This window comes from Cetobacterium sp. NK01 (assembly GCF_024506395.1).
Taxonomy (GTDB): Bacteria; Fusobacteriota; Fusobacteriia; order Fusobacteriales; family Fusobacteriaceae; genus Cetobacterium_A; species Cetobacterium_A somerae_A.
This window is the reverse complement of record NZ_JANIBO010000002.1, coordinates 338,096-352,779: the sequence shown is the minus strand read 5'-3', so window position 1 is coordinate 352,779 and position 14,684 is coordinate 338,096. Positions and strand designations below refer to the sequence as shown.

Genomic DNA, 14,684 nt, shown 5'->3' with positions numbered 1-14,684 from the left:
GCCTAGATAGCTCAGTTGGCTAGAGCACCCGGTTCATACCCGGGCGGTCGAAGGTTCGAATCCTTTTCTAGGCACCATTTAGAATTTTAAGCACAGATTAATCTGTGCTTTTTTTATTGTACTATTCAGCTAAAAAATTAAAAATTTGGAGATTTACAAAATTTGGATTTTCTAAATTAGAAATATGACCAGCATTAGGAATAGTTACAAATTTGGAGTTTTTAACAAGAGTATGCATCTCAAAACTTTCATTAACTGGTCTAGGAGTATCCTCTTCTCCAACCATAAATAAAACTGGAGATTTAATTTCCGTCATTTTCTCTAAAAGATTTTCTCGTTTAAAAATTGCTCTTCCTAATTTTACAATAGTATCAATATTGATTTCTTTTTTATTCATTAAATCTTTTTTAAAATTTTTATAAAGGTTGCCTTTTATTAGAGATTCATTTTTAGTAAAAAACATAGGTGTAATTATATCTGCCAAACTTTCAGGAATAAATTTTAATTGTTCAATTGAATCTAATAAAGCTAAATATTGCTTTAAAGTTTCACTAGATTCACTTCCAGAATATCCATCCATTAAAATCAGTTTTTTAACTCTAGAGTTATAATTTAGAGCCAAATATGTTCCCAGCATAGCTCCAACTGATAAGCCAATATAATTAAACGTATTTATATTCAATTTATCTGCTATATTTATGATGTCAGCTGCAAGATCATTAAGGGAAAAAGAATCATTAGCATCTAAAAAATCAGATTCACCATGTCCCCATAAATCAATACAAATACATTTAAATTTTTTAGATAATTCTTTAATTTGAGGATTCCACATATTTTTATCCCAAAGATAAGAGTGAACAAAAATTATAGGTTCTCCATCTCCTAAAATTTCTAATTTTAATTTTTTATTTTTTCTTAATGTTATATACAAAATATTTCACCGCCTTAATTAATGTTAATATAATTTTAATATACAAATAAGGATATTAGTAAAAATATACATAAATTAAAATAAAATGTACGTTGAAAGTTAAGATTTAAACATTAAAATAAAATTTTTATGTAGAAAAATATAGTAATTCATGTAGTTTATTATCTAGAAATAAATTATTTATATATACTTATATAGTAATATAAAATTTTAGGAGGAATACATGAAAAAATTATTATTATTAATTGTATCAATTGTTATTTTTTTAACAGGTTGTAGTAGTGTAAACACAATAGTAAAAAAGAGAAATTTAGAGGTTCAGACTCAAATGTCAGAAACAATTTGGTTAAATCCTGAGTTTATAGGAGATAAGACTATATTTGTTCAAATAAAGAATACAACTCCAAAAAAGTTAACTATAGAACAAAAGATAAAAACACTATTAATATCAAAAGGGTATAAAATAACAAATGATCCTAAAAAGGCAAATTATTGGTTACAAGTCAATATTTTGAAATTGAATAAGGAAGACCTTAGAAATAATAACCCAGCAGAAGCAGGATTAGTGGGTGCTGGAGTAGGAGGAGCCTTAGGTGCATATAATACAGGATCAGTAAATAGCGCAATAGGATTAGGGCTAGTAGGAGGAGTTGTAGCTACAGCTGCAGATGCTTTAGTTGAGGATGTCTATTATGCAATGGTGACAGATATAGTAATTAGTGAAAAAACAAATAAAAAAGTTATAATAGATAATGTAAACTTAATAAAGCAAGGAACTAGAGGAATTGCTGCAACAACATCTGTAAATTCAGGAAATATGAATAAGTATCAAACACGTGTAGTTAGTACAGCGAATAAGGTTAATTTAAAATTCGAAGAAGCAACACCATTGCTAGAAGTAGAACTTATAAACGCTATATCAAATATTTTTTAAAGAACTAAAAATACCCCAACTAATTTTCTAATATAAGAAAATAGCTTGGGGTATATTTTTCTTGTATATTTTTTTAAAAGGGATGTATAATAAAAAAAATTGAATAAAAAGGAGAGAAAATGAAAAAGAGATATATTGTTTTTATCTTAATAATAACAGCTTTGTTTTCATTTAAATTATTAAAGATATCAAAGACAAAAAAAGATTTTATATATGTAGTTCCTAAAATAAAAAATTTTGAAGTACTTGAAAGAAATATTGGGAAGTATACTCTTTCACCTATTGATAAAAATATTTTAGATGAAAAAATAGAGCAAAGAAATTTTTTAAATGGGAGTTTATTTTATAATGTTCCAAATGGAGAATATATATTAAAGGGACAATATAAAAATGATTCAGATGAATATACTTTTAAGAAAGAAAAAAATTGGGAAAAAATATATTTGAATTTAGAAGGAATAAAATTTTCCAAAATTCAAGAGATATTTTTAAATTTTTTAACAGCTTGCTTAATTGGTTTTAATATTTTTATTTACATAAATAGTAGAGAAAGGATACCTAAAAAAAATACTTTAAGAATTATTTTTTTTCTTTTAATAGGAAAGATGTTATTTAGTCTAAGAATAGGATTTCAAAGTGAATATTTAATTCTTGTAGAATTTATAACGACTAGAATATTACTATTTATGTTAATATTTTACCTTTTAGATAATATTTTATCTAAGAGATTTAAAAAATTTAGAATTTTTATTTGGGGTTGTTTAGGAATAGTTTATTTCTATAATATCGTTACAATTTTAATTTTATATTCACCACAGCTATATGTCTATCTTTTAGAAGAATCCCCTAAATTTTTAGATGGTATTAGATTAGCTAGAAGAATAATTGATTTAACAAGAATTATATTCATAATTGCAATTTTCCAATTTTTTGTTCAAAGAGTAAAGGTAAGAAAAAAGATATCTTTTAGTTGGATTGCAATTGGAATCACTTATTTTATTTTAGAATTTTTTAGAGAACTTTTTCCAAAGGAAAGAAACTTATATTATTTTATAGAGTTAATGGAAATATGTTATATTTATTGGTATCTTGTTTTTTATATTTTTAAGATTTATACAGAAAATGTAATGAGAGCTATTAGATACTCAATAGGAGCTACGCTTAGTTATATATCTTTATTTTACTTTAAAACTTTAACAGAACCAGCAATGATAATAAGTACTATAATTATTTTAGATTTTTATACAAATATTATAGAAAATATTATGAAATATAAAAATGAAGCTGTAGATAAAATATATAATCGATTATGCTTAGTTAGAGATGTTAAAGTTTTTGAGAAGATTTTACAAAAAGAAGTAATAAAAAATGTAAGTTTAGTAGATGTGAAAGCAAAAATATTGTTTGATCCAGAAGAATATAAAGAATATATTGATCAAAAGGAGGATGGTTCAACAGTAATTTCTAAAGAAAACTTAAAGCTAAAAGATTATGATTATGCATATAGAGTTAGTTTTAATGAGAATAAATATATCGCACTTATATTTGTTAAAGAGGGAGATATGCCTTTAACAATAGAGGAACAAAACTTTTTGATAGACCTCTCGGATAAAATTTCAAGTATTGTTAGCAAAGTGCGTTTAGACTCTTTATATGAGGAGTTGATTTAAATGATACTAGGCATAGATGTAGATAATAACTTAAAAATAATACTAACTGAAATAATTTCATATAAATATATTGATTTAAGGAAAGAAGTAAAAGAATTAGAAAGTATAGATGTAATTATAATTGATTCTAAAACTGAAGCGTTAGAAGAAAAGTTAATTGAGTATAAAAAAAGAGACTTGAAAATAATTGCATTAGTAGGAGAAAATGATACTAGAGAGATGAGAAGATTATTTTTGAGCAATTTAGTTGATGATTGTATTGTAAGAAAAGATATCTTTGAATTGGAAGAATATATACAGCAACTAGAAAAAAAAGATATTAAAATAACAGCATTTTACCTTTTTGATAGTTTTAAAAGAGGAATATATAATTTCTCTGAGATAAATTATATAACGTATTCAAGTATTTCTAGAAGAACAGAATTTCATCTTGTAAATTCAGAAATCTTTGATATAAAGAAAAATTTCTCTGAAGTTGAAGAAAAAATAACTCATACAAATATTTTTTACAAATTAGATCGAGGAACTATTATAAATCTGAATTTAATAGAAGTTTTAGATTTTAAAGAAGAGATAATTATTTTTAAAAATAAAGAGTTTATTTATACAAGTAAGTCTAAACTAAAAGAGCTTGAGGATAAATGTAATCTTATGAGAAATAAAATGGTTTTAGGAATATAAAAATAATAAAAAATAGAGAATCTCAAATCTTCGAGATTCTCTATTTTTTATTTAGTGTGCCAATCAATAATAATATTATTGATTTTTTTAGTAGTTTCTAAAGTATTAACAGCTCCAACTAGTTCAGAAACTAGACAAATAGACTTAGCTCCTTTAAAAAGAACTTGTTGAATATTACTTTCTTTTATCCCACCAATAGCAACATAGGGTAAATCTATATTTTTATTGACAAACTCTAGATATTCTAGAGTTACAGGAGCACAAACATCTTCTTTAGTTTCAGTATAAAAAATAGGCCCCACTCCAATATAATCAGCTCCATCAAGTAAAGCTTGTCGTGCTTCAGCTGGATTATGAGTGGATATTCCGATAATTTTATCGTCTCCTAAAAGATTTCTAATATCTTTAATAGGAAGATCATCTTGGCCAATATGTATTCCATCAGCTTCAGATAAAAGAGCTATATCAAGATGATCATTAACAATAAAAATAGCGTTATATTTTTTTGTAAGTATTCTTAAAGATTTTGCTTCCTTTAAAAGTTTTTTTAAATCTCTACTTTTCTCTCTATACTGTATAATTTTAGCGCCACCTTTTAAAAGCTCTTCACAATATTCTAAAAAATCCTTATTTTTTCCAGATTTAGAATCTGTTATTGCGTAGACTCCAATAGGGAGTTTAAAATTTTTCATTTGGAAATCCTCCTAGTATATCTAAAATTTTATTTGCCATAATACAAGCTATAAACATAACTTTTGTTGAATAAGTTTTGTAGTTTGAGATATCACTATAAAAATCTCCTACTATATTTAATTTTTTTAGTGTTAATGTTTTAACACTTTCCAGTTCTCTTCCGCCGATTCCATTTGCAGAAACAATATATTTATTTGAATAATTTTCAATTAAGAGAGTCTTAAACTCTTTTTTATCAAAGGCTTCAACTATAATATCACAATTTGTAAAAAAATTTGAAATATTTCCTTCATAAATTTTTTCTACAAAAGAATCTATATTTAAATTTGGATTGATATTTTTTAAATTTTCCTCCAAAACTAAAGCTTTATAGGAGCCTATTTGTTTTTTAAAAAAGAATTGTCTATTTAAATTTGATTCTTCAACTTTGTCAAAGTCGACTAAAATAAAATTTTCAAGACCAGCCCTAACAAGATTCATAGCTACATTTGATCCAATACCACCACATCCGGCAATCCCAATTTTAATCATAAACTACCTTCCCAATCTTTAAAAATAGGTTGATATCCTTTTAATTTTAACATATTTACAATTTCATTAACTGTTCTATGATCGTCTGTTTCAAATTGAGGTTCAGAACTATTAGAAAGAGAATAACCTCCAACTTCTGTGACAGATCCAGCTGAATATTTAGTTACACCTAAAGGTAGTAGATTGTCTCTAAACTCTTTACTTTCTCTGGTAGAAATATTAATACTTACCGTGGGAAAAGTTAGCCGATAAGCTAAAAGAAATTGAACAAATTCTCTATCATTAACTATATTTTCAGGTTTTATATTTCTATAAGCTTCTTTAATTCGAGGAAGAGAGATCGAAAACTGAGAGCCTAAGAATTTATTTATTAAATATTTTAAATGAACTCCTGATAAAAAGGCTTCTTCAATGGGAGTTCCTAAACCGAATAAAGTACCTATATTGATTGATCTTAAATTTGCCATAGCGGCTCTTTCAGGAGTTTCTAGTCGATAAAAAAAGTCTGTTTTATTTCCTTTTAAATGATATTTTGAATAAGTTTCCTTATTATAGCACTCTTGATAAACTGTGACACCATCAAGTCCCGTTTCAAATAAAATTTTATATTCTTTTTGGGATAGAGGTTGAACTTCAATTATAACTGTAGAAAAATATTTTTTTAAAATTTTAATGGCTTTTTTTAAATAGTTTACAGAATTAATAGAACTTTCTCCAGTTAATAAAATAATACTGTGAATTCCAAGGGTTTTAGAAATAAATAAAGCTTCTTTTTCGATTTCATCAAAAGTTAGGTGTCGTCGTTTAATTGGGTTAGAATGTTTAAAACCACAATAACTACATTCATTATCACAAATATTTGATATATATAAGGGCGCATATATATGTATTTCTCTACCAAAATATTGTTCGGTTATAGAGTTAGCTTTTATTGCCATATCCTCTAGTAATTGAGAAGCTTTTGGAGACAATAAGGCTAAAAATTCAAAATCATCTAAAATTTTATCACCACTTTTTTCAATAATAGATGCTATATCAGAAATAGTTAAATTATTAAAAAAATTATTATAATCAAAAGATTCGTAACATTTTAAAATATCTTTCATATTTCTTCACTAATCCCTTAAAAATCCAGTTAATGGTGATGAAGCAATAGCATTATTGCTTATTTTTCCACATTTGGCTAAATATGCTTCTCGACCAGCTTGAACAGCTTTATTAAAAGCTATAGCCATTTTAACAGGATCACCACTAGTAGCAATAGCAGTATCAACAAGAACAGCACTGCATCCCATTTCCATGGCTTCACAAGCATGAGATGGTTTACCAATTCCAGCATCAACAATGATAGGTAACTTACAATTTTCAACAAGAATTCCAATCATAGGTTTTGTTAAAAGACCTCTGTTTGAACCTATTGGTGCTCCAAGAGGCATTATAGCTGCAGCTCCAGCAAGCTCTAATTTTTTAGCTACAACTAAATCTGGATTAATATATGGCATAACAATAAATCCCTCTTTAGACAACACCTCTGTAGCTTTAATAGTTTCTTCGTTATCAGGCATTAAATACTTCATATCACTAATAATTTCAATTTTAATAAAATTTCCACATCCAGCAGCTTTTGCAATTCTAGCTATTTTAATAGCTTCATCAGCAGTTCTAGCTCCACTTGTATTTGGAAGAAGCTTTATATTTTGAGGAATATATTTTAATATATTTTCACTTTTTCCAGTTAAATCAACTCTTCTTAAAGCAACTGTTATCATTTCACTACCACATTTCTCTAACATTTCATTAATTAAAGAATAGTTTGAAAATTTACCACTTCCAGTTATAAGACGGTTACTGAATTCTACCCCACCAATAAACAATTTATCCATATTTAACCTCCACACACAAAATTTAAAACTTCAATAGAACATCCCTCTTCAATAGATATATCTAACTCTTCTTTCTTTAAAATGTTATCATTAAGCAAAATAATAACTCCCTTAGTATCTAAATTTAAAGAATGTAAAAACTCTTTAATTGTACTTTTGGAATTAAGTTTTTGTAACTCTCCATTAAATTTAAAATTCAAATTAAACGACCTCCCTATAAATTTTAAGGTGGCTATTTTATAAAAAAAAGCCATACCCGTAAGAGTATAGCTTTCTTAAAAAGTTAATTGAATAACTAAATAAAATAGCTTCCCTACGTTGGTTTTAACCAAATCAGGTTCGAAGGGTTAACTTTTTCATAAAAGTCTCTCAGCCTAAAAGGCACCCCTAGCAAGGTTATTGTACATCAAATTAAAAAAAAATCAAATAAAATTTTCTTTTTTCTTTAAAAGTGATATAATATTTCAAGAAAAATTACGAAAGGAAAAAAACAATGAAGCATGAATTATTAAAATATTTAAAGTTGATGATAGGGTTGTTACTATGTGCACTAGGTGTGGTAACTATTTTAAATTCAAATTTAGGATTATCACCATGGGATGTTTTAAATCAAGGATTAAACAAAACAATAGGAATAACTTTAGGAGAGGCTAATTTATTAGTTGGAGCATTTGTTGTTTTATTTAGTATTTTTTTAAAGCAACCAATTGGAAGCGGAACTATAATAAATTTTTTGTTAGTTGGAGTCTTCATAGATATGTATATTTATTTAGATATAATTCCTAAAGGAGATTTACTATTAAAAAAAATAATAATCTTGATAGTGGGAATATTAATATTTAGCTATGGTTGTTATGTTTATATATCCACAGGGTTGGGATGTGGACCAAGAGATGGTTTAATGGTTATTTTAACAAAAAAATCAAAATATCCATTATGGAAAATTAAGACATGTATTGAGATAGTTGTTCTAAGTTTTGGATATATTTTAGGAGGAACAATAGGTATTGGAACAGTTATATCTTCATTATGTGTTGGACCATTAATTCAATATTTTTTTAAGATAAATAGTCAGGATATAAAAAAATTAGAGCATCGAAGTATAATATCAGAATTTAAAATTTTAAAAAGAAAAGTATTAAAATAAAAAAAAGGAAGATTAATTTCTTCCTTTTTTGTTTAACCAAAATAATATATCTTTATATACATCATGTTTATTTAATTCATTTAAAATTTCATGCCTACAGTTTTTGTAAAGTTTTAATGAAATGTTTTTAAAACCTAAGTTAAAATAAAAATGATAAAGAGATTTTACACCAACTCCATAAAGACCAATAGGATCAGATTCTCCAGAGATAATTAAAATAGGAGTATTTCTATTCACGAAATTAAAGCTATTTTCTTCATAAAGTTTAGATAAAAAATCTAAAAAATTATAATAAAATTTAGGAGTATAACTAAACCCACAATGAGGATCTTTTAAAAAATTTTCTACGACTTTAGGATCTCTACTTAACCAAGATGAACTATTCTTATTTTTGTCATTAATTTTTGAGTTAGCTCCTAAAAAAATGATTTTATTAAAAATTTTTTTAGGATTATCTGTTAAAAGAGATATTGATTTAAAAAGAGCTTTTCCAATAAAAGTCATAAGTTTTCTTTCGTAACAACTCCCCATGAAAATATAATTGAATTGTTCCTTAGAATATACTTTCATATGTTTTTGTGCTATAAAAGATCCCATACTATGGCCTAAAATAAAAATAGGTAGTTTTGGGAATTGCTCTTTTATAGCTTTACTTATATTAACTTGATCAAAAACTAAAATGTCAAAAGAATCACTAAACATTCCCAAAGTTTTATTTTCTAAAGCTTCTTGACCATGACCTCTATGATCAGATAAAACAACAATATATCTATTTATATTTAAAAAAACTGCAAACTCAAGGTATCGATCAGAATACTCGCTCATACCATGTATAATTTGAACTATTCCAATAGGTGAATCTTCATTCTCATATATTATTTTAATTTTAATCTCCTCCTTTTTATTTTATTTAAAAAGAGAGTATAAATATGTAGAGTAAACACTTAAAAATAAAAGTCCATGAACTCTATTTAATCTATAGTTTCTTAAGACAAAGGCTAAAAGAAGTATAGAAGAAACCATATTTAAAATTAAATCTATAAATGCGTTATTAGGAACATCTATCGGAGTAATAACAGCAGATATTCCCAGAATAAAGAATGTATTAAAAATATTAGAACCAACAACGTTACCAATTGCAATATCCGTATTTTTCTTAAAAGCGGCAACAACTGAAGTTGCCAGTTCAGGTAAAGATGTTCCTAGAGAAACGACTGTAACTGAGATGACTCTTTCAGAAATTCCAAAATTTCTTGCTAAATTAACAGCAGAATCAACAATAAATTTTCCTCCAAATACAAGGAGAATGAAACCAAGAACAGTAACACCGATAGCAATAGGTAAAGTATAATTTTTAACTTCAAGTTCACTTTCTTCTCTATTTGTAACTGTTAAATATGTGTTATACATAAGGAATAAAAGGAAAAAACCAAGTAATATAAAGCCATCAACTCGAGTTAAAACTCCATTCTTAGATAAGACATATGTTAAAACTGATGCAAAAAGAGCTATAGGAATCTCAAATCTTACTGTATTTCTAGCTACTGTCAAAGGATAAATAATAGATGTGATTCCTAAAATAACAAGAACATTTATAACATTACTTCCAATAACATTTCCTAAAGTAATAGCAGATTTGCCATTAAGTGCAGAAATGACATTTACCACAAGCTCAGGAGCAGAGGTACCAAAAGCTACTATAGTAAGTCCGATGACAATATTAGGAATATTAAATCTTTTTGCTATTACTGATGCTCCATCAACAAGAAAATTAGCTCCAAAGACTAAAAATAAAACTCCAATAAGTAAAATAATTAAAGATAGCATAAATCCTCCTAAATTAAACTAAACTTCTAATCCATTTATAAGACGTAACACGAGGATAAGTTATAGCACATTTAACAAGCTCCTCTAAACAGATTATAAAGTATAGTGTTGTTATAGATAGTCCAGGGATAAAGTGAATAGCAGCAAAAGCCATTGGAATTCCAATAATCCAAATTCCAATCATCTCAGTAGTTATTGCGTAAACAACATCTCCACCACCTCTTAAAGTACCTATTACTTGTATAATAGCATAAAATCTTGCAGGAATAAAGAATGCCATTATTTTTAAAACTGTAATTACATTTTTAGCAGTTTCTGGAGTTATTTTGAATACGCCAACGAAAAGTGGAGAAATAAAATAGAATATTATTCCTATAATAATCCCAAGAAAAACTCCAAATTGCGAGATTTTAATAGATAGAGAATAAGCTTCTTCTTTTAATCCGGCACCAATTTTATTTCCTATTATAATAGCTGAAGCTGCACCAATACCAATACCAAAAATATTGAACATGTTATTAACAGTTATTGCAATCTGCATAGTTGCAGTGGCATTAACTCCAAGTTTAGCATAAGCAATAGAATAAGTAGAAATTCCTAAAATCCACATAATATCATTAAAGATAACTGGAGATGCGATTTTAAAGAATTCTTTTAATTTTTTTATAGAGAGTTCTTTTAGTCCATGAAATTTTGTAGCAATAACATTATTATAGTTATAAATCATAAATAAAAGAAAAGCAAGCTCCATAGTTCTTGAAACAGTTGTTCCCAAGGCTGCACCAGCTACTCCCATTTTAGGTGCTCCAAATTTACCAAAAATAAATATATAGTTTAAAAGTCCATTGAAAAGAATTCCAACAATACTTCCGTACATAGGTAATTTAGTTTGAGCAGTACTTCTAAGAGCCATAGAGTAGGCCAATGTTATAGAGGATAAGATATAACTGACAGAAACAATCCTTAAATAACTAACTCCTAAGGAAGTAACAACAGGGTCATTTAAAAAAATATGAATTATATTTGCTGGAAAAATTAGTGCAATAGCAGCAAAAAATATAGAAACACCAAGAGATATTAAAAGGGAAAGATCTAAAAATTCATGAATTTTTTTTACATCTTTTTTACCCCAAAGTTGAGACATAAAAATAGAAGCTCCCATTCCTACTCCAGCTACTGAATAAAAGAAAATCATATAAAATTGGTTAGATAAACCAACTGCAGCGATCTCACTTTCTCCCAATTTACCAACCATAATATTATCTAAAAGGTTTAAAGAGGCTGTAATTAAACTTTGCAAGATAATAGGGATGGCTAAAGCCATTAACATTTTGATAAAACTTTTTTCGAATTTAAATTTTTGAAACATGTAACACTCCTTTTGTAAATTAAAGAGCAGATGGGTTATAAGCTGCCCATCTGCTCTTTTTTATTGTATTTTATTTTTTCTTTTTTACTTTATTTTTAACCTTTTTTCTAGGTTTTTTATTATTTTTCTCATCTCTATATTCTAAGTAAGATTTAATATGCTGATATTTTTCAACTAATATCGGATTTTTAGCAACTGAAAACCCAAATTGCCCAATAGGTTTTTTAGACATTGGAAAATATTCTCCATGACAATAGTTGATTAGATTAGCCCATTCGAAATGTATTTTTCCTTTTTCATCGATTATATTTTTATTGATATGTGACCCAACAACTTCTGCTAAAAATAAATCATGAGTTCCTAATGGAATAATCTGCTTAACTTTACACTCGATATTTATAGGAAATTCTTCTAAATATGGAGAGTTAACGTGATGTCCAGGTTTAGCTGTTAATCCAAGATGTTTTATTTTATCTACATCTCTTCCTGAAATAACACCGCAATAATCAGTTTCTCTAACTTGAAAAGTATTTGGTAGATTAACTGTGAACTCCATGGATTCTTTAATATATTCATATGATAATCTTTCAGGTCTAATTGAGATAGAAAGCATAGGAGGATTTGTACAAATAGTCCCTGTCCATGCTACTGTAAACGCATTATTTATACCATCTTTGTTTTGTGATGTTATAACTACAGCTGGAACTGGATTTAAAACTACACTTCCTTTAAATAGTTCTTTAGTCATTCTATAAACTCCTCACTTTTCTTTAATTTTATCTCTTTATTATACAATATTAATTATTTAATGTCTAGAAGTTGAAATAGATTGTTTAGAAAAAATCTTGTAAAATTAAAAGAAAAAATATATTATTATAGAATAAAAATAATAAAGAGGTGAAGAAAATGTCTAGAAGATTAAGATGTGATGTAGGTTTTGCAGATAGTTTATTATTTCTATTGGGATGGACAGTTTTAGTTGTAATAACATTTGGATTAGCGTCTCCATTCTTTTTATTTTCTCTTATAAAGTTTATGATAAATAGAACTATAATTGTAGAGGAATAATAATGGATATAAATATTGATGAAGAAGTTTTAAACTATTTAAGAGAAAAAGATGTCAAAGATATCAAATTATATTTAGAAGATACTAAAGGAAGTAAATGATGTCCGGTTATATTTGATGTTCAGGTTGATCTTATAACAGGAGATAAGAAACAAAAATGTGGAGAAAAAATAGTTTATAAAAATGTGAATGTTTATATAGATAGAAGTGTACCTAAACATAAAAACTATAGAATTTTTAAAGTGCTAAAAATTCCATTTTTTCCAATGATAATAGGTGTAGAAGAAAATAAATAAATTTTGAAAGAGTGAAAGGAGTTAAATTATGAAAAAATATCTTGTATTATCAGTTTTGTCTATAATGCTTTTATCAGGATGTTCTAATGTTGGTTCTAATACTATAGGATCTACAACAGTAGGGGCAGGAGCAGGAGCACTTTTAGGGCAAGCGATTGGAGGAGACACTGGTGCGACTCTTTTAGGTGCAGGAATAGGAGCGGCAGCAGGAGCTTTAGTAGGATCTGTTCAAGATCAAACTCAAGCAATAAAAGATACAAATCAACAACCTTATTATAATAATCAACCGCAGTATGGAGGTCAACCTCAATATAATCAGCCTCAATACAATAATCAGTATAATCAACAATACGATAGACCATACTATAGCCAACCGTATAATTCATCATATTAAAAAAACCTCCAATTGGAGGTTTTTTTACATAGCACTTCTGAATATATTAGCAACGTCTTTTTCATTTCCCTTTCTAGGGTTACTAAATGCATTTCCATCTTTTAAAGCGTTAATAGACATAAGTTCAATATCTTCCTCTTTAACACCAGCTTCTTTTAAACTTTTAGGAATTCCTACATCTCCAGAAAGTCTGAAAATAGCTTCAATAGATTTTTCAGCAGCTTCAATTGTAGATAATCCATCTACTTTTTCTCCCATAAATCCAGCAATATCAGCGAACTTTTCAGGATTAGCAATCATATTATAACGACAAACATGAGGAAGTAACATAGCGTTTGCAACACCATGTGGCATATCATAAAGTCCTCCTAATTGGTGCGCCATAGCATGAACATAACCTAGGTTTCCATTATTAAATGCCATTCCAGCTAAAAGTGGACCATAGGCCATATTTTCTCTAGCTTTTAAATTCTCTCCATTTGCAACAGCTTGTCTTAAATTTTGTGAAATTAATTTAATAGCTTGAATAGCAGCAGCGTCTGTAACTGGATTAGCATCTTTAGAAACGTAAGCTTCAATAGCATGAGTAAGCGCATCCATACCAGTAGCAGCAGTTAAACCAGCAGGTTTTCCAAGCATAAGTAAAGGATCGTTAATAGAAACTTGTGGTAAATTTCTCCAACTAACAATAACAAACTTAACTTTAGTTTTAGTATTAGTTATAACAGCGTGTCTTGTAACTTCAGAAGCAGTTCCAGCTGTAGTATTGATAGCAATAATTGGAGGAAGTGGATTTATTAAAGTTTCAATTCCAGCATAGTCACAAATATCTCCTGGATGTGTAACAGCTATCCCAATTCCCTTACCACAGTCATGAGGTGATCCTCCACCTACAGTGATAATCATATCACAACCCTCTTTTTTATACATGTCTGCACCTTCATATACATTTGTGTCTTTAGGATTAGGCTCAACATTATCAAATACAACACTTTCAACACCGGCTTCATTTAAATACTGTATAGTTTTTTCAACAGCTCCATCTCTTAAAGAGTGTAAGAATTTATCAGTAACAATTAAAGCTTTTTTTCCATTAAGTATTTGAGCTCTATCCCCAACTACACTAAGGCATCCTGGTCCAAAAAAGTTAACACTAGGCATTAAATAATCATAAAATCTCATTATAATTTCCTCCCAAAATAAAGTAATTGTTGTTTCAATTTAAGAGTAACAAAAAAAATATATCTAAACAAGGTAAAA

At 27.5% G+C, this 14,684-nt stretch carries 17 protein-coding genes, 1 tRNA gene and 1 riboswitch; of the genes, 7 read left to right on the top strand and 11 right to left on the bottom strand.

From position 1 onward, the window contains the following. A tRNA-Met gene (locus NON08_RS10890) sits at nucleotides 1-77 on the top strand. A 44-nt stretch (nucleotides 78-121) separates the two neighbouring features. Here NON08_RS10890 and NON08_RS10885 read toward each other — a convergent pair. Further along, on the bottom strand, nucleotides 122-931 hold the full coding sequence (locus NON08_RS10885) for an alpha/beta fold hydrolase (protein WP_256691606.1): 810 nt from the start codon (nucleotides 929-931) through the stop codon (nucleotides 122-124). A 223-nt stretch (nucleotides 932-1,154) separates the two neighbouring features. Between NON08_RS10885 and traT the strand changes: the two genes are divergently transcribed. From traT to NON08_RS10870, 3 genes are all read left to right on the top strand, one after another. Further along, entirely contained in the window at nucleotides 1,155-1,865 is a 711-nt protein-coding gene (traT, locus tag NON08_RS10880) for a complement resistance protein TraT (protein ID WP_256691605.1), read from the top strand. Nucleotides 1,866-1,984: 119 nt separating this feature from the next. Then, nucleotides 1,985-3,535 (top strand): hypothetical protein, encoded by a 1,551-nt coding sequence (locus NON08_RS10875; RefSeq protein ID WP_256691604.1) that lies wholly within the window; start codon nucleotides 1,985-1,987, stop codon nucleotides 3,533-3,535. Next, nucleotides 3,536-4,216 (top strand): LytTR family transcriptional regulator DNA-binding domain-containing protein, encoded by a 681-nt coding sequence (locus tag NON08_RS10870; protein WP_256691603.1) that lies wholly within the window; start codon nucleotides 3,536-3,538, stop codon nucleotides 4,214-4,216. It abuts the gene before it with no gap. A gap of 47 nt (nucleotides 4,217-4,263) precedes the next feature. On the opposite strand, the gene thiE is transcribed toward NON08_RS10870, so the two are convergent. The 5 genes from thiE to thiS are packed head-to-tail and all read right to left on the bottom strand — an operon-like array spanning nucleotide 4,264 to nucleotide 7,523. Next, a complete protein-coding gene (thiE, locus tag NON08_RS10865) occupies nucleotides 4,264-4,908 on the bottom strand; it encodes a thiamine phosphate synthase (protein ID WP_256691602.1) in 645 nt (214 codons plus the stop codon). After that, nucleotides 4,895-5,440, bottom strand: coding sequence for a sulfur carrier protein ThiS adenylyltransferase ThiF (gene thiF / locus NON08_RS10860; RefSeq protein WP_256691601.1), 546 nt, complete (start codon nucleotides 5,438-5,440; stop codon nucleotides 4,895-4,897). The genes thiE and thiF overlap by 14 nt, the downstream gene beginning before the upstream one ends. After that, on the bottom strand, nucleotides 5,437-6,546 hold the full coding sequence (gene thiH, locus NON08_RS10855) for a 2-iminoacetate synthase ThiH (protein WP_256691600.1): 1,110 nt from the start codon (nucleotides 6,544-6,546) through the stop codon (nucleotides 5,437-5,439). The genes thiF and thiH overlap by 4 nt, the downstream gene beginning before the upstream one ends. 9 nt (nucleotides 6,547-6,555) lie before the next feature. Further along, nucleotides 6,556-7,323 (bottom strand): thiazole synthase, encoded by a 768-nt coding sequence (locus NON08_RS10850; protein ID WP_256691599.1) that lies wholly within the window; start codon nucleotides 7,321-7,323, stop codon nucleotides 6,556-6,558. Nucleotides 7,324-7,325: 2 nt separating this feature from the next. Further along, nucleotides 7,326-7,523 carry a sulfur carrier protein ThiS gene (gene thiS / locus NON08_RS10845; RefSeq protein ID WP_256691598.1) on the bottom strand — a complete coding sequence of 66 codons (198 nt, stop codon included), beginning with the start codon at nucleotides 7,521-7,523 and terminating at the stop codon, nucleotides 7,326-7,328. Between the two features lie 93 nt (nucleotides 7,524-7,616). Continuing rightward, nucleotides 7,617-7,722: riboswitch (TPP riboswitch) on the bottom strand. Nucleotides 7,723-7,816: 94 nt separating this feature from the next. On the opposite strand from thiS, the gene NON08_RS10840 reads away from it, so the two are divergent. Next, complete coding sequence (locus tag NON08_RS10840) at nucleotides 7,817-8,470, top strand: YczE/YyaS/YitT family protein (RefSeq protein WP_256691597.1); 654 nt, start codon at nucleotides 7,817-7,819, stop codon at nucleotides 8,468-8,470. A 12-nt stretch (nucleotides 8,471-8,482) separates the two neighbouring features. Here the strand turns inward: NON08_RS10840 and NON08_RS10835 are convergent, their stop codons facing one another. From NON08_RS10835 to NON08_RS10820, 4 genes are all read right to left on the bottom strand, one after another. After that, on the bottom strand, nucleotides 8,483-9,316 hold the full coding sequence (locus NON08_RS10835; RefSeq protein WP_256691856.1) for an alpha/beta fold hydrolase: 834 nt from the start codon (nucleotides 9,314-9,316) through the stop codon (nucleotides 8,483-8,485). Nucleotides 9,317-9,376: 60 nt separating this feature from the next. Next, complete coding sequence (locus tag NON08_RS10830) at nucleotides 9,377-10,297, bottom strand: calcium/sodium antiporter (RefSeq protein ID WP_256691596.1); 921 nt, start codon at nucleotides 10,295-10,297, stop codon at nucleotides 9,377-9,379. Between the two features lie 13 nt (nucleotides 10,298-10,310). Continuing rightward, nucleotides 10,311-11,666, bottom strand: a complete 1,356-nt coding sequence (locus NON08_RS10825) for an MATE family efflux transporter (protein ID WP_256691595.1) — start codon at nucleotides 11,664-11,666, stop codon at nucleotides 10,311-10,313. A 70-nt stretch (nucleotides 11,667-11,736) separates the two neighbouring features. Beyond that, nucleotides 11,737-12,414 carry a flavin reductase family protein gene (locus NON08_RS10820; protein ID WP_256691594.1) on the bottom strand — a complete coding sequence of 226 codons (678 nt, stop codon included), beginning with the start codon at nucleotides 12,412-12,414 and terminating at the stop codon, nucleotides 11,737-11,739. A gap of 158 nt (nucleotides 12,415-12,572) precedes the next feature. On the opposite strand from NON08_RS10820, the gene NON08_RS10815 reads away from it, so the two are divergent. After that, nucleotides 12,573-12,734 carry a hypothetical protein gene (locus NON08_RS10815; protein WP_256691593.1) on the top strand — a complete coding sequence of 54 codons (162 nt, stop codon included), beginning with the start codon at nucleotides 12,573-12,575 and terminating at the stop codon, nucleotides 12,732-12,734. 324 nt (nucleotides 12,735-13,058) lie between these two features. Continuing rightward, complete coding sequence (locus tag NON08_RS10810; protein ID WP_256691592.1) at nucleotides 13,059-13,424, top strand: YMGG-like glycine zipper-containing protein; 366 nt, start codon at nucleotides 13,059-13,061, stop codon at nucleotides 13,422-13,424. A gap of 24 nt (nucleotides 13,425-13,448) precedes the next feature. Here NON08_RS10810 and NON08_RS10805 read toward each other — a convergent pair whose 3' ends face one another. Beyond that, nucleotides 13,449-14,606, bottom strand: a complete 1,158-nt coding sequence (locus NON08_RS10805) for an iron-containing alcohol dehydrogenase (RefSeq protein ID WP_264759820.1) — start codon at nucleotides 14,604-14,606, stop codon at nucleotides 13,449-13,451. Nucleotides 14,607-14,684 lie beyond the last annotated feature (78 nt).

Bases quoted from the DNA above. Each gene is read 5' to 3' on its own strand.
- thiE (WP_256691602.1), bottom strand. From the start codon at position 4,908: ATGAAAAATTTTAAACTCCCTATTGGAGTCTACGCAATAACAGATTCT.
- NON08_RS10825 (WP_256691595.1), bottom strand. From the start codon at position 11,666: ATGTTTCAAAAATTTAAATTCGAAAAAAGTTTTATCAAAATGTTAATG.
- thiF (WP_256691601.1), bottom strand. From the start codon at position 5,440: ATGATTAAAATTGGGATTGCCGGATGTGGTGGTATTGGATCAAATGTA.
- NON08_RS10810 (WP_256691592.1), top strand. From the start codon at position 13,059: ATGAAAAAATATCTTGTATTATCAGTTTTGTCTATAATGCTTTTATCA.
- NON08_RS10875 (WP_256691604.1), top strand. From the start codon at position 1,985: ATGAAAAAGAGATATATTGTTTTTATCTTAATAATAACAGCTTTGTTT.
- NON08_RS10815 (WP_256691593.1), top strand. From the start codon at position 12,573: ATGTCTAGAAGATTAAGATGTGATGTAGGTTTTGCAGATAGTTTATTA.
- traT (WP_256691605.1), top strand. From the start codon at position 1,155: ATGAAAAAATTATTATTATTAATTGTATCAATTGTTATTTTTTTAACA.
- NON08_RS10805 (WP_264759820.1), bottom strand. From the start codon at position 14,606: ATGAGATTTTATGATTATTTAATGCCTAGTGTTAACTTTTTTGGACCA.
- NON08_RS10870 (WP_256691603.1), top strand. From the start codon at position 3,536: ATGATACTAGGCATAGATGTAGATAATAACTTAAAAATAATACTAACT.
- NON08_RS10820 (WP_256691594.1), bottom strand. From the start codon at position 12,414: ATGACTAAAGAACTATTTAAAGGAAGTGTAGTTTTAAATCCAGTTCCA.
- NON08_RS10840 (WP_256691597.1), top strand. From the start codon at position 7,817: ATGAAGCATGAATTATTAAAATATTTAAAGTTGATGATAGGGTTGTTA.
- NON08_RS10830 (WP_256691596.1), bottom strand. From the start codon at position 10,297: ATGCTATCTTTAATTATTTTACTTATTGGAGTTTTATTTTTAGTCTTT.
- thiH (WP_256691600.1), bottom strand. From the start codon at position 6,546: ATGAAAGATATTTTAAAATGTTACGAATCTTTTGATTATAATAATTTT.
- NON08_RS10850 (WP_256691599.1), bottom strand. From the start codon at position 7,323: ATGGATAAATTGTTTATTGGTGGGGTAGAATTCAGTAACCGTCTTATA.